The organism is Hydrogenophaga sp. FG152 (assembly GCF_057809615.1).
Map to the genome: position 1 here is coordinate 35,211 of NZ_JBMDKH010000002.1, position 13,402 is coordinate 48,612.

Annotated in this window: 11 protein-coding genes; 7 read left to right on the top strand and 4 right to left on the bottom strand. The window is 68.4% G+C overall.

The genetic code is table 11. The annotated features are described in order from the left end of the window. Positions 1-4: 4 nt before the first annotated feature. Complete coding sequence (gene gorA, locus ACODTB_RS02955; RefSeq protein WP_291111036.1) at positions 5-1,408, bottom strand: glutathione-disulfide reductase; 1,404 nt, start codon at positions 1,406-1,408, stop codon at positions 5-7. Further along, entirely contained in the window at positions 1,405-2,310 is a 906-nt protein-coding gene (locus ACODTB_RS02960; RefSeq protein ID WP_291111038.1) for a LysR family transcriptional regulator, read from the bottom strand. Before ACODTB_RS02960 ends, gorA begins: the two co-directional genes overlap by 4 nt. 103 nt (positions 2,311-2,413) lie before the next feature. Here ACODTB_RS02960 and ACODTB_RS02965 point away from each other — a divergent pair, with 103 nt between their 5' ends. Then, the gene (locus ACODTB_RS02965) at positions 2,414-3,037 is read left to right on the top strand and encodes a glutathione S-transferase family protein (protein WP_291111040.1); all 624 of its coding nucleotides are present in this window, start codon (positions 2,414-2,416) and stop codon (positions 3,035-3,037) included. Beyond that, the gene (locus ACODTB_RS02970) at positions 3,034-3,981 is read left to right on the top strand and encodes a pyridoxamine 5'-phosphate oxidase family protein (protein ID WP_291111042.1); all 948 of its coding nucleotides are present in this window, start codon (positions 3,034-3,036) and stop codon (positions 3,979-3,981) included. Before ACODTB_RS02965 ends, ACODTB_RS02970 begins: the two co-directional genes overlap by 4 nt. Before the next feature lie 106 nt (positions 3,982-4,087). On the opposite strand, the gene ACODTB_RS02975 is transcribed toward ACODTB_RS02970, so the two are convergent. Next, complete coding sequence (locus ACODTB_RS02975) at positions 4,088-4,939, bottom strand: 3-hydroxybutyryl-CoA dehydrogenase (RefSeq protein ID WP_291111044.1); 852 nt, start codon at positions 4,937-4,939, stop codon at positions 4,088-4,090. A 155-nt stretch (positions 4,940-5,094) separates the two neighbouring features. Here ACODTB_RS02975 and ACODTB_RS02980 point away from each other — a divergent pair, with 155 nt between their 5' ends. Next, the gene (locus tag ACODTB_RS02980) at positions 5,095-6,813 is read left to right on the top strand and encodes a GMC family oxidoreductase (protein WP_291111046.1); all 1,719 of its coding nucleotides are present in this window, start codon (positions 5,095-5,097) and stop codon (positions 6,811-6,813) included. Between the two features lie 136 nt (positions 6,814-6,949). After that, positions 6,950-7,249: an antibiotic biosynthesis monooxygenase family protein gene (locus ACODTB_RS02985; RefSeq protein ID WP_291111048.1), complete on the top strand. Its 300-nt coding sequence runs from the start codon at positions 6,950-6,952 to the stop codon at positions 7,247-7,249. A 51-nt stretch (positions 7,250-7,300) separates the two neighbouring features. Here the strand turns inward: ACODTB_RS02985 and rocF are convergent, their stop codons facing one another. Then, a complete protein-coding gene (rocF, locus tag ACODTB_RS02990) occupies positions 7,301-8,218 on the bottom strand; it encodes an arginase (RefSeq protein ID WP_291111050.1) in 918 nt (305 codons plus the stop codon). Positions 8,219-8,569: 351 nt separating this feature from the next. On the opposite strand from rocF, the gene ACODTB_RS02995 reads away from it, so the two are divergent. From ACODTB_RS02995 to ACODTB_RS03005, 3 genes are all read left to right on the top strand, one after another. After that, entirely contained in the window at positions 8,570-9,991 is a 1,422-nt protein-coding gene (locus tag ACODTB_RS02995) for a right-handed parallel beta-helix repeat-containing protein (RefSeq protein ID WP_488929092.1), read from the top strand. Positions 9,992-10,077: 86 nt separating this feature from the next. Further along, complete coding sequence (locus ACODTB_RS03000; protein ID WP_291111054.1) at positions 10,078-11,673, top strand: right-handed parallel beta-helix repeat-containing protein; 1,596 nt, start codon at positions 10,078-10,080, stop codon at positions 11,671-11,673. Positions 11,674-12,001: 328 nt separating this feature from the next. Continuing rightward, entirely contained in the window at positions 12,002-13,321 is a 1,320-nt protein-coding gene (locus ACODTB_RS03005; RefSeq protein WP_291111056.1) for a right-handed parallel beta-helix repeat-containing protein, read from the top strand. The last annotated feature ends 81 nt before the right edge of the window (positions 13,322-13,402 follow it).

The following is a 13,402-nucleotide window of genomic DNA, read 5'->3' on the forward strand; positions in this document are numbered from 1 at the left end:
CCGGTCAGGCTTTCTTCACGGGTTCGCGCATGGTGACGAACTCCTCGGCCGCCGTCGGGTGGATGCCGATGGTGCTGTCGAAGACCGCCTTGGTGGCGCCAGCCTTGAGCGCCACCGCAAACCCCTGCACGATCTCGCCCGCTTCGGCGCCCACCATGTGCAGGCCCACCACGCGGTCGCTCTTCGTGTCCACCACCAGCTTCATCAGCGTGCGCTCGCCGCTGCCCGAGAGCGTGTGCTTGAGCGCCTTGAACTCGCTGCGGAAGATGGTCACCTCGCCATGCTGCTTGCGCGCATCGGCCTCGCTCAGGCCCACGGTGCCGATGCTGGGGTGGGTGAAGACGGCGGTGGGAATGAAGTCGTAGGCCATGCTGCGCGGCGGCTTGCCCGCAGCGGGGCCGAAGAGCTGGTCCACCACCACCATGGCCTCGCCCAGAGCCACCGGGGTGAGCTGGATGCGGCTGGTGACGTCGCCCACGGCGAAGATGGAGGGCACATTGGTCTGGTAGTGCTCGTTGACGATCACCTCGCCAGCCCTGCCCTGGGCCACGCCCACCGCGTCCAGGCCCAGGCCCCCTACCGTGGGCACGCGGCCGGTGGCGTACAGCACGGCGTCGGCCATCACCTCGCCGCCGCCCTGGAGCTTCACCTGCAGGCCGTCGCGGGTCTTCACGATGGCGGCCACGTCCGCGCCCAGCCGCAGGTCCACGCCCGACTTGATCATCTCGTTGGCCACGAAGTGGCGGATCTCGTCGTCGAAGCCGCGCAGGATCTGCTCGCCCCGATAGAGCTGGGTCACCTTCGCGCCCAGGCCGTTGAAGATGGACGCGAACTCGCTGGCGATGTAGCCACCGCCCACGATCAGCAGGCGCTGGGGAAAGGGCTCCAGATCGAAGATGGCGTTGGAGTCGATGACGTGCTCGCGGCCTTCGATGTCGGGCACGCTGGGCCTGCCGCCCGTGGCGATGAGGATGTGCTTCGCCGTCACGCGTTTTTCGCCGGCCTCGCCGTTGGGCTTGAGCACCACGGCCTGCGGGCCGTCGATGCGCGCGAAGGCATCGAACACGGTCACGCCTGAGCCGGTCAGCAGGTTGCCGTAGATGCCGTTGAGGCGGCTGATCTCTTTCGCGCGGTTGGCCTTGAGCGTGGCCCAGTTGAAACGGGGCTTGTCCAGCTCCCAGCCGAAGCCGTGCGATTCCTCGAAGGCTTCGGCATAGTGCGCCGCGTAGCTGTAGAGCTTCTTGGGGATGCAGCCCACGTTCACGCAGGTGCCGCCCAGGCCGTCGGTGCCCAGCATTTCGGCCAGCGCCACGCGCGCGCCGCGCTGCGCGGCCATGCGGGCGGCGCGCACGCCGCCGCTGCCGCCGCCGATCACGAAGAGGTCAAAGTCGAAAGAGGAAGTGCTCATGGTGAGGGGTGTCCGGGCTCGAAGCCTTTGAGTTCCTGTCGGATGAAATCGATGAAGGCCCGCGTGCGCGTGGGCAGCAGGCGGGCGTGGGGGTACACGACGTGGATCGGGCGCGGCGCGTCCGCGAAGTCGTCCAGCACGGTTTCCAGCGCGCCGGATTGCAGCAAGGGCGCCACCTGGTAGGAGAGGAACTGGCCGAAACCCGCGCCGTCCGCGCAGGCCTGCACCGCCGGGGCAATGTGATTGAACTCCAGGTTGCCATCGACGGTGAGTTTGAAGGTCTTGCTGCCTTCCTGGAAACGCCCCCAATGGGGTGCGTAGCCCACGAGGCGCACGCAGTTGGCCTTGAGCAGGTCGTTGGGGTGCTGCGGGCGGCCGTGTTCGCGCAGGAAGGCGGGGCTGGCCACGATCACGCGGCGGATCTCGCCCAGCGGCAGGGCGACCAGGCTGGAGTCTTCCAGGTGCGCGATGCGGATGCCGACGTCGAGCCCTTCTTCCAGCAGGTTGACCACCCGGTCCATCAGCATCACGCGGCAGTGCACCTGGGGGTGGCGCTGCACGAAACGCGTGACGACGGGGGCCACGTGCATCTGGCCGAACAGCACCGGGGCGGTGATGGTGAGCTGGCCGGTGGGTTCGGTGGCATCGTCCTTCAACGCGGCCTCGGCATCGTCCACCGCTGCCAGCAGCTGGCGGCAGCTCTCAAGGTGACGTCGGCCTTCTTCGGTGAGCGAGATGCGGCGCGTGGTGCGGTTGAACAGGCGCACCCCCAGCTCGGCCTCGTAGGCGGCGAGCGAGCGCACCACGGCCGGCAGCGAGGCGCCCAGCGCCCAGGCCGCCGCGGTGAGGCTGCCGGCGTCGGCGATCTGCACGAAGGTGGCCATGGCGCGGAGCTTGTCCATGCGCCATTAAACCGATTTGTGGAGCAGTCTTGTGCGTGCAGGGGTATTTGTGATTGTGCTTGCAAGAAAGAAGATGGCGCCTTTCCTCTTTCAGGAGCGATCCATGGGACCTTCCATCCAGCTGCACCGAAGCGCCATCTCCGGCCACTGCCACCGCGTCGAGTTGTTTCTCTCGCTGCTCGGCCTGCCGTTCGAGACGGTCGAGATCGACCTGCCGCGCAAGCAGCAGAAGTCCGCCGCCTTCCTGGCGCTGAACCCCCTGGGTCAGGTGCCGGTGCTGCGCGACGGCGACCTCATCCTGAGCGACTCGAACGCCATCCTGGTGTACCTCGAAGCCCGCTACGCGCCGGGCCAGTGGCTGCCGCGCGATCCGGTGGGCGCGGCACGCGTGCAGCGCTGGCTCTCGTTGGCCGCTGGCCCGCTCGCGTCCGGACCGGCCGCCGCGCGCGTGGTGCAGCTCTTCGGGCTGCCCACTGACCCGGCGGAGGCGATCGCTCGCGCGCAAGCCCTGTTCGAGTTCATGGAAGGCGCACTGGAGCGCACGCCGTTTCTGGTCGGCGAGCGCGCCACGCTGGCCGACCTGGCGCACTACGCCTACGTGGCCCGGGCGCCCGAAGGCCTGGTGTCGCTGCAGCCGTATCCGGCCATCCGCGCCTGGCTGGCGCGCATCGAGGCCCTGCCGGGCTTTGTGCCGATGGTGACGTCGCCAGTGGGGTTGGCGGCATGAGCGCCGCCTTTCACGCCGGTGAACAGGCGATGCAGGCGCGCGCCGGCGTGCAGGCGCAGATGGCGCAGATCGGCCCGCGCGTGTTGCGCGATCACATGCCCGACCAGCACCGCGAGTTCTTCGGACTGCTGCCTTTCGTGGCAGTGGGCAGCGTGGACGCGCAGGGCCAGCCCTGGGCCAGTGTGCTCGCGGGCGCATCGGGCTTCATGACCTCACCCGATCCGACGCACCTGCGGATCCGCGCCCGGCCCTTGCCGCACGACCCGCTCCATGACACGCTGCACGACGGCGCGCCACTGGGTCTGCTCGGCATCCAGCCGCACACGCGCCGGCGCAACCGCATGAACGGCACGGCGCGGCTGGAAGACGGTGGGTTCACGGTCGAGGTCGGTCAGAGCTTCGGCAACTGCCCGAAGTACATCCAGGCGCGCGAGCCGGTGTGGACGCCCGAGGCGCCTGCCGGGCACCTGGCCTGCGAAGGGACAAGCCTCGACGAGGCATCGCGCCAGATGATCCGGGCGGCCGACACCTTCTTCATCGCCACCGCGCACCCCCAAGCCATGGTCGCGGGCGGTGAAGCCCGCCATGGGGTGGACGTATCGCACCGCGGCGGCCCGCCGGGTTTCGTGAAGCTGGAGGGCGATCTGTTGACCGTGCCCGACTTCATGGGCAACCACTTCTTCAACACGCTGGGCAACATCGCCGTGCACCCCGCGGCGGGTCTGCTGTTCGTGGATTTCGAGCGCGGCGACCTGTTGTATGTCGCGGTGCAGGCCAGGGTGCTGTGGGACGGCGCCGAACTCGCGTCCTACGACGGCGCGCTGCGCCTGCTGCGCATGCGGGTGACGCATGTGCGCCGCATGCAGGGTGGGTTGCCCTTGCGCTGGGGGCCGGTCGAACCCTCGCCGCAGCTCGCCGGCCTGGGGAACTGGTCATCTCGCTAGGGCCAGCAGTTCCGGAGCGCGTGCCTCGACCCAGAGATGCCGTGGAACCGGCTTTGCCGGGCCACAGGGCATCGCCCCCTTCAGGGGCCGCGAAGCGGCGCGGGGGTCAATACGAATACACGCCGCGCCCGGTCTTGCGGCCGAGGTAGCCGGCGGCCACCATTTCCTTGAGCAGCGGGGCAGGGCGGTACTTGCTGTCGTTGTACTCGGCCATGTAGACGTTCATCACGGCCAGGCACACGTCCAGGCCGATCATGTCGGCCAGCGCCAGCGGGCCGATGGGCTGGTTGGTGCCCAGCTTCATGCCGGCGTCGATGTCCTCCGCCGTGGCGATGCCTTCGGCCAGCACGAAGAAGGCCTCGTTGATCATGGGAACGAGGATGCGGTTGACCACGAAGCCGGGCGCATTCTTCACCGTGATGGGCGACTTGCCCAGGGCCTCGGCCAGCGCCTTCACCGCGTCGTGCGTGGCGTCGCTGGTCTGCAGGCCGCGGATGATCTCCACCAGCGCCATCATGGGCACCGGGTTGAAGAAGTGCATGCCGATGAAGCGGTCGGGCCGCTGGGTGGCGGCGGCCAGCTTGGTGATGCTGATCGAGCTGGTGTTGGTGGCCACGATCACCTCGGGCGCGAGCAGGCCATCGAGCTGCTGCAGGATCTTGATCTTCAGGCCTTCGTTCTCGGTGGCGGCCTCGATCACGAGCTGCGCGCCCTTGAGGTCTTCGTAGTTCGTCGAACCCTGGATCAGGGCGAGCGCCTGGTCCTTGTCGGCGGCGGTGATCTTCTCTTTCTTGATCAGCCGGTCCAGGCTGCCAGCCACCGTGGCCAGGCCCTTGTCGACCGCGGCCTGCGCGATGTCGACCATGACGACGCGGATGCCGCGCGTGGCGCAGGCTTGTGCGATGCCGTTGCCCATGGTGCCCGAGCCGATGATGCCGACCGTGTTGATGCTGTTCATGAAGACGCTGCTCCTGTTCAAAAATCCGTGAAAACCCGGCGTCGCCGGCGTGTCTTTCCTAGGCGGTGCTGCCTAACCGGGCGCGAGGCCCTGTGCTACCTTGGCCTTTGATTGTCGCGCACGCCTTGCACGGCGCTGACCACCACGGAGACACCATGTTCGACTACATCATCGTTGGCGGCGGATCGGCCGGCTGCGTGCTGGCCTCCCGCCTCAGCGAAGACCCCGGCACCCGGGTGGCCCTGCTGGAGGCCGGCCCGCCCGACCGCAGCGTGCTCATCCACTGCCCGGCGGGCCTGGCGCTGCTGGCGAAGAACGGCCAGGCCAACTGGGGCCTGCAGACCGTGCCCCAGCCTGGCCTGAACGGCCGGCGTGGTTACCAGCCGCGCGGCAAGGTGCTGGGCGGTTCGAGCTCGGTCAACGCCATGATCTACGCGCGCGGCCACGCCAGCGACTACGACGGCTGGGCCGCGCTGGGCAACCCGGGCTGGTCGTTCCAGGAGGTCCTGCCGTACTTCAAGCGCGCCGAGCACAACGAGCGCGGCGCCGACGCGTGGCATGGCCAGGGCGGGCCGCTCAATGTGATGGATCTGCGCAGCCCCAATGCCTTCCTGCCCGCCTTCGTCGAAGCCGGCGCGCAGGCGGGCCATCCGCTCAACTCCGACTTCAACGGCCCCGAGCAGGAAGGCATCGGCGCCTACCAGGTCACGCACAAGAACGGCGAGCGCCACAGCGCGGCCAAGGCCTACCTCACGCCGCACCTGGCGCGGCCCAACCTGCAGGTGATCACGAACGCGCTCACCACCCGTGTGGTGACCGACATCGAAGACGGCGGCACGGTGCGCGCGGCGGGCGTGGAGTACCGGGGCAACGGCGGGCGCGGTCCGCTGCAGATCCTGCGGCTCAAGGACGACGGCGAGGTGGTGCTGAGCGCGGGCGCCTTCGGCTCGCCGCAGTTGCTCATGCTCTCGGGCATCGGCCCGGCCGCGCATTTGCGCGAGCACGGCATCACCCCGGTGCACGACCTGCCCGGCGTGGGCCAGAACCTGCACGACCACGTGGACGTGGTGATGGTGGTCAACGCGCCGAAGGTCAAGGACCTGTTCGGCCTTTCGATCACGGGCGTGGCGCGGGTGGTGCGCGGCATCTTCGAATGGCGTCGCCAGCGCAGCGGGATGCTGACCACCAACTTCGCGGAAGCGGGGGGCTTCATCAAGAGTTCGCCCGACGAGCCCATTCCCGACCTGCAACTGCACTTCGTGGTCGGCAAGCTGGTGAACCACGGCCGCAAGACGGTGTTCGGCCACGGTTACTCGTGCCACGTGTGCCTGCTGCGCCCCCGCAGCCGGGGCAGCCTGCGCCTGGCCAGTGCCGACCCGCAGGCCGCGCCGCTGATCGACCCTGCCTTCCTGCAGGACAGCGACGACACCGCGCGCCTGGTGCGGGGCTTCAAGCGCATGCGCGAGCTGCTGCGGCAACCGGCGCTCACGCGCCACGGTGGCACCGAGTCGGCTTCGTCGGCCCAGGCGCAAAGCGACGCGCAGATCGAACAATTCATCCGCGATCACGCCGACACCATCTACCACCCCGTGGGCACCTGCCGCATGGGCCCGGATGGCGCGCCGGGCGGCCTGGACGTGGTGGACGCGCGCCTGCGCGTGCACGGTGTGGCCGGCCTGCGCGTGGTGGACGCGTCGGTGATGCCCAGCGTGGTGGGGGGCAACACCAATGCCCCGGTGATCATGATGGCGGAGAAGGCGGTCGACATGATGAGAACGGATCGCTCCCCCCGCGCCGCGCCTGACGGCGCGTCACCCCCCGAGGGGGCAACCGCAGTGGCCCGGCAAAGCCGGTTCCACGCGGTTACCGGTTAATCTCTCCCCTCCGATCCACCACCATGCCTCCGGCGCGCAAGCACGTCGTTCCAGGATGCCGCGGAACTGGCTCTGCCAGGCCGCAGGCATCGCCCCCCCGGGGGTGACGCGAGGCGGCGCAGGGGGGCCAAACACCATGATTCTTGAGCACGCCGACATCCGCATCGACCCCCTGAAAAGCTCAGCGTTTGAGGAAGCCATTCTTCGCGGCGTGAGCACGGTCATCGCCCAGGCCAAGGGCCTGAAGGGCTATCAGGTGCAGCGCTGCATCGAAACCCCGGGGCGCTACGTGCTGCTCATCCAGTGGGAAACGCTTGAAGACCACACGGTGGGCTTCCGGGGCTCCGACGCTTTCACGCAGTGGCGCGCCATCGTCGGCCCATTCTTCGTGCAACCGCCGGTGGTGGAGCACTTTGAACTCGTGGGCCAGGGCTGAACGCAGGGCCCCGGCCGCGAGACACCCTTTGGTTGTAATCGAGTTACAACTTTAGTTTTTTCGCATCAGCGTCGACTTGCCAAAAAGGCTTTCGATCAGATCCACCGCCAGCTCGGCGGTGCGGTTGCGCACATCGAGGGCGGGGTTGAGCTCCATCACGTCGAGCGAGCTCAGCCGGCCGGTGTCCGCGATCATTTCCATGCACAGCTGCGCCTCGCGGTAGGTCGGGCCGCCGAGCACGGTGGTGCCCACGCCGGGCGCGATTTCCGGATCCAGGAAGTCCACGTCGAAGCTCACGTGCAGGTGGGTCTGCTCGTCCACGCCCATCAGCGCCTGCTCCATGGTGTGGCGCATGCCCATCTCGTCGATGTAGCGCATGTCAAACACCTCCAGGCCGGCCTGGTGCACCAGGCGCTTCTCGCCCGCGTCCACGCTGCGGATGCCGATCTGCCGCACCACGCCGGCGTCGATGGCCGGTGTGGTGCCGCCGATGCCGGTGAGTTCGGGCGGGCCCATGCCGCAGAGCAGCGCCACCGGCATGCCGTGGATGTTGCCGCTGGGCGTGAGCGCGGCGGTGTTGAAGTCGGCGTGGGCGTCGAGCCAGAGCACGCGCAGCTTCTTGCGCGCCTCGCGGCAGTGGCGCGCCACCGCGCTGATCGAGCCCAGGCCCAGGCAGTGGTCACCGCCGAGCACGATGGGCAGGCGGCCCAGCGCGAGTTCGGCGTGCACGGCCTCATGAAGGGTCTGGTTCCAGGCCACCACTTCACCCAGGTGGCGGTAGCCGTCGGTGGGCGGCAACCAGGGATTGGCCGGACCGCCGAGGTTGCCGCGGTCGGCGACGCTCAGGCCCTGGCCTTCGAGCACCGAGGCCAGGCCCGCGACGCGCAAGGCCTCGGGGCCCATGGAGGCACCGCGTGCACCGGCACCGATATCGGTTGGCACCCCAATGAGGCTGACGTCTTTTTGCATGGCGGTATTGTGAGTCGGTGAATCCCGAGTGTGACGGCCTTCGGGCTGGTTTCAAAACGTATGGCGTGTTACCAGCCACCGGTCGGTGGGCGGACATTGCACACACACCCTCCACCGGGCACTTCTTTTCGGGCGGGGAATTTTGTTACCAACCCACACCTTTCGTGCCGGACTCCAAGCCGTTGGGAAGCTGATACTCCGTTCGCGCTGAGCGGGTCTCCGCCCATCGTGGTGATTTATCTCACGTTCCTGGCCTGTCCGACACTGCAGCGCAGTGTGACCTGGAACCCTTTCCCGATCGCCCCTGCCGCCGCCCTCGTGTGAGCGTCAAGGTGTTTTTGTGCCGCCGATATGAACCCGACTCCGATTCCGACCCCGACGCCCTGGCTGGAGGGCCCTTCGACCCGCAAGTCGCTGCCCTTGCTGGCCGTGCTGTTCGCGGCCACGCTCACCGCCTGCGGTGGTGGGGGCGGCGGAGGGACGGCCACGGGTGGTGGCACGGTCAACGAACCGGTGGCCGGGGCGCCAGCGCCGAGCCCGGCTCCTTCGCCAGCACCGCGCCCTTCGCCAGCGCCAAGCCCTGCACCGGCACCGGCACCGGCACCGGCACCGGCACCTGCACCTGCACCTGCACCTGCACCGGCACCTGCTCCAGCCCCCTCGACCACCGCTTGCGATGCCGCCACCGGCCGCGTGCTGCAGGTCGGCCCGGGCAAGACCTACGCCCTGCCCAGTGCCGCGGCGGCCGTGGCGCAGTCGGGTGACGTGATCAAGATCACCGCTGGCGACTACCGGGGCGACGTCGCTTCCTGGACCGTCAACAACCTGACCATCTGCGGCGTGGGTGGCAAGGCCCGCCTGTTCGCCAACGGCAACAACGCCCGCGGCAAGGGCTTGTGGGTGGTCACCGGCTCGAACATCACCATCGACAGCGTCGAGTTCCGCGACACCACGGTGCCCGACCAGAACGGTGCCGGCATCCGCGCCGAACATGGCGGCGACCTGCGCATCCTCAACAGCGGCTTCTACGACAACCAGAACGGGATCCTGGCCAACGCTGGTTCGTCGACCATCACCATCGAAGGCTCCGAGTTCGCGCGCAACGGCCTGGGCGATGGCTACACGCACAACATCTACGTCAACCAGATCAACCGCCTGACGGTGAGCCGCAGCTACTTCCATGAAGCCAAGGTGGGCCACAACCTCAAGAGCCGGGCCCGGGAGACGGTGATCGAGAACAGCTACTTCATGGACGGCCCCACGGGCACGTCGAGCTACCTGGCCGACTTCCCGAACGGCGGCCGCGTCTACCTGCGCGGCAACCTGTTCCACAAGGGGCCGCAGGCGAGCAACCCGAATGCCATTTCCTACGGTGCGGAGGGCCTGTCGAACCCGACCAACACCTTCGAGGCCGTGCACAACACGGTGGCCATCACCCGCTCGGGCGGCGCCTTCCTGGCCATCGCCAGCGGCACCTCGTCGGTCACGCTCGCGGCCAACCTGTTTGCCGGCACGGGCAGCCCGTCGCTGATCACGGGCGGCTACGCCGCCGGCAATGCGGCGCAGTCGAACAACGTGACCTCGGTGGCCAGCAACATCCCGGGCGCCAGCAGCATCGCCAGCCCGAACTTCTGGCCCAACGCGACGCTGCAGGCCCTGATCGGCCTGTCGGTGGTGCCGGACTCGAATTACACGCGCGATGCGCCCACGCCCTATGCCTCGCGGGCGATCTCAGGCAGCCGCAAGGCGGGCGCACTGCAGTCATCCCCATAAACCGCCGGACCGCCAGGCAGGAGGGCACGGAAGACCCGTGTTCAGGAGGCGGCCGTTCTTTCATCAGCTCTCAGGTGATTCTTCCCATGTCCCAACTCGATTCCCTCTCCCGTCCGGCTTCGCACGCCGGTGTGCTGGCCGCCTGCGCGGTCATGTTCTCGATGGTGGCCGCCGCTCCGGCCCAGGCACAGACCGCTTCCACGAGCTGGACCAAGATCGCCAACGAAGGCCAGATCTTCCGCGTCTCCGGCACGAAGAACGTGCGCTATGGCACCGGCACCCGCTGGGCCTACAAGACGGTCCGCACCGGTGGCCTGTGCACCAGCTATTACTTCGGCTCCGACCCGGCCAAGGGCTCGGCCAAGACCTGTCAGGTGATGGCCGCTGCCGCCCCGGCGCCCGCGCCAGCCCCTGCACCCGCGCCGGCTCCAGCCCCGGCGCCTTCACCTGCACCAGCCCCCGCTCCTGCGCCGGCCCCTGCTCCCGCACCGGCACCCGCGCCAGCCCCTGCACCCGCCCCGGCGCCAGCCCCTGCTCCCGCACCCGCACCCGCGCCGGCACCCGCTCCCTCGGGCACGGCCTGCGACACGGCCACCGGCCGCGTGCTGCAGGTGGGCCCGGGCAAGACCTACAGCGTGCCGAGCGCCGCCGCCGCCGTGGCGCAGGCCGGTGACGTGATCAAGATCACCGCCGGCGACTACCGCGGTGACGCGGCGACCTGGAAGGCCAGCAACCTCACCATCTGCGGCGTGGGCGGCAAGGCCCGGCTGTTCGCCGATGGGAAAAACGTGCAGGGCAAGGGCCTGTGGGTGGTCTCCAGCCCCAACATCACGATCGACAACATCGAGTTCCGCAACGCCACCGTGCCCGACCAGAACGGCGCCGGCATTCGCGTGGAACCCGGCGTCAACCTGACGGTGCGCAACAGCGGCTTCTTCGACAACGAGAACGGCATCCTGGCCGCGGCCGGCGCGACCACGATCACGATCGACCGCTCCGAGTTCGGCCGCAACGGCCGGGGCGATGGCTACACGCACAACATCTACGTGAACCAGATCAACCGCATCGCGGTGACCTCCAGCCACTTCCACGAGGCCAAGATCGGCCACAACTTCAAGAGCCGGGCGAAGGAGTCGGTGATCGAGAACAGCTACTTCATGGACGGCGCCACCGGCACGTCGAGCTACCTGGCCGACTTCCCCAATGGCGGCAAGGTGGTGCTGAAGGGCAACATGTTCCACAAGGGCCCGAACGCGGACAACCCCAATGCCATCTCCTACGGCGCCGAAGGCCTGTCCAACCCGAGCAACACCTTCGAGGCCGTGCACAACACGGTGGTGATCACGCGCTCAGGCGGTGCCTTCCTGGCCATTGCCAACGGCACCAGCTCGGTCAAGCTCACGGCCAACCTGTTCGCCGGCACGGGCAGCCCGGCGCTGATCACCGGCGGGTACGCCGCTGGCAGCGCGGTGCAGTCGAACAACGTGACCTCGGTGGCCAGCAACATTCCGGGCGCGTCCAACGTCGCCACCCCGAACTTCTGGCCCAACGCGACGCTGCAATCCCTGATTGCCTTGTCCGTTGTGCCCGATGCCAGCTACACCCGCGATGCGCCGGCGCCCTACACGCTGCGCGCGATCTCGGGCAGCCGCAAGGTCGGCGCGCTGCAGTCCGCGCCCTGAGCCCGGTCCCGCGCACCGTTTCCAAGGCCCGCCTCGCGCGGGCCTTTTTCATGCATCAAAGCGTATGAGCTGTTACGTCCGAAGCCGTTGGCCTGCGGGGCTGCCGAGACAGGGCGGCGAATCTCGGTTACATAAAAACACGTTCTGTGGCAGGCGATCCGGCGCCAGCGGCCACACTGGCGACCATTTCCCGGTCCTGGCGCGGGGCAGAGCGCTGAGCGGCGATACTCCACCCCGTACCCTTGTCTTTGATGGATCCGGACCCCTTCTTCAGAACGCGGACGATTGGCCTGCCTGGCCCGTGTCTGTTTTTCTTGCGTTGCCTATCTTGAACATCCAACCCACTCCGCACCTGAGCGCCCCTGCTCGCCGCCTGTCCTCTTCCCTTGTTGTTCCCGGCTTCGCGCTGTTGCTGGCCGCTGCCTTGAGCGCCTGTGGGGGCGGTGGCGGCGGAGGGGGCGGCGGCGGCAGTGGCGACAGCCCGTCGGGCGGTGGTGGCGCAGGGGGCGGCAGCGCCACGCCATCGCCCGCACCTCCCTTGTCGGCCGGCGCGGCGTGCGACACCGCACCGGGCCGCGTGCTTCAGGTGGGCCCTGGCAAGACCTATGCCACGCCCAGCGCGGCGGCCGCGGTGGCGCAGGCCGGCGATGTGATCAAGATCGCGGGCGGCGACTACCAGGGCGACGTCGCCTCCTGGACCGTCAACAACCTCACCATCTGCGGCGTGGGCAGCCGCGCGCGCCTGTTCGCCAACGGCAACAACGCCCGGGGCAAGGGCCTGTGGGTGGTGTCGGGCGCGAACATCACCATCGACAACATCGAGTTCCGCGACACCACGGTGCCCGACCAGAACGGTGCCGGCATCCGCGCCGAGCACACGGGCGACCTGCGCATCCTCAACAGCGGCTTCTACGACAACCAGAACGGCATCCTGGCCAACGCCGGCTCGGCCACCATCACCATTGAAAGTTCGGAGTTCGCGCGCAACGGCCTGGGTGATGGCTACACGCACAACATCTACGTCAACCAGATCGACCGGCTGACGGTGAACTCCAGCTATTTCCACGAGGCCAAGGTCGGCCACAACCTCAAGAGCCGGGCGCGCGAGTCCATCATCCAGAACAGCTACTTCATGGACGGGCCCAGCGGCAATTCCAGCTACCTGGCCGATTTCCCCAACGGCGGCCGCGTGGTCCTGAAGGGCAACTTCTTCCAGAAGGGCCCGAACGCGCAGAACAACAACGCGATCGCCTATGGCATGGAAGGCCTGTCGAACGCCAATACCTCGCTGGAGATGGTGCACAACACCGTCGCCATCACCCGTTCGGGCGGCGCCTACCTGTCCGTGGCCGGCGGCGCCTCGGTCGCGCTCACGGCCAACCTGTTCGTGGGGACCGGCAACCAGTCCTTGTTCGCCAGCAGCTTCTCCAACTTGACGCAGTCGAACAACGTGAACTCGGTGGCCACCAACATCCCGGGCGCCAGCAACATCAGCAGCCCCAACTTCTGGCCGAATGCCACGCTGCAGGCCCTGATCGGCCTGGCGGGCGTGCCGGATGCGACCTACACGCGCGATGCGCCCGCGCCCTACGCCTCACGGGCGATCACGGGCAGCCGCAAAGCCGGCGCCTTGCAGGCCGCGCCCTGAGTCCGCGGCGCCCCGGCGCCGCCGCAGGTGAACGACAATGCGTTCACCCCTCGACTCCCAACCCGCCACGCGCCCGCGCGC

Bases quoted from the DNA above. Each gene is read 5' to 3' on its own strand.
- gorA (WP_291111036.1), bottom strand. From the start codon at position 1,408: ATGAGCACTTCCTCTTTCGACTTTGACCTCTTCGTGATCGGCGGCGGC.
- ACODTB_RS02960 (WP_291111038.1), bottom strand. From the start codon at position 2,310: ATGGACAAGCTCCGCGCCATGGCCACCTTCGTGCAGATCGCCGACGCC.
- ACODTB_RS02965 (WP_291111040.1), top strand. From the start codon at position 2,414: ATGGGACCTTCCATCCAGCTGCACCGAAGCGCCATCTCCGGCCACTGC.
- ACODTB_RS02970 (WP_291111042.1), top strand. From the start codon at position 3,034: ATGAGCGCCGCCTTTCACGCCGGTGAACAGGCGATGCAGGCGCGCGCC.
- ACODTB_RS02975 (WP_291111044.1), bottom strand. From the start codon at position 4,939: ATGAACAGCATCAACACGGTCGGCATCATCGGCTCGGGCACCATGGGC.
- ACODTB_RS02980 (WP_291111046.1), top strand. From the start codon at position 5,095: ATGTTCGACTACATCATCGTTGGCGGCGGATCGGCCGGCTGCGTGCTG.
- ACODTB_RS02985 (WP_291111048.1), top strand. From the start codon at position 6,950: ATGATTCTTGAGCACGCCGACATCCGCATCGACCCCCTGAAAAGCTCA.
- rocF (WP_291111050.1), bottom strand. From the start codon at position 8,218: ATGCAAAAAGACGTCAGCCTCATTGGGGTGCCAACCGATATCGGTGCC.
- ACODTB_RS02995 (WP_488929092.1), top strand. From the start codon at position 8,570: ATGAACCCGACTCCGATTCCGACCCCGACGCCCTGGCTGGAGGGCCCT.
- ACODTB_RS03000 (WP_291111054.1), top strand. From the start codon at position 10,078: ATGTCCCAACTCGATTCCCTCTCCCGTCCGGCTTCGCACGCCGGTGTG.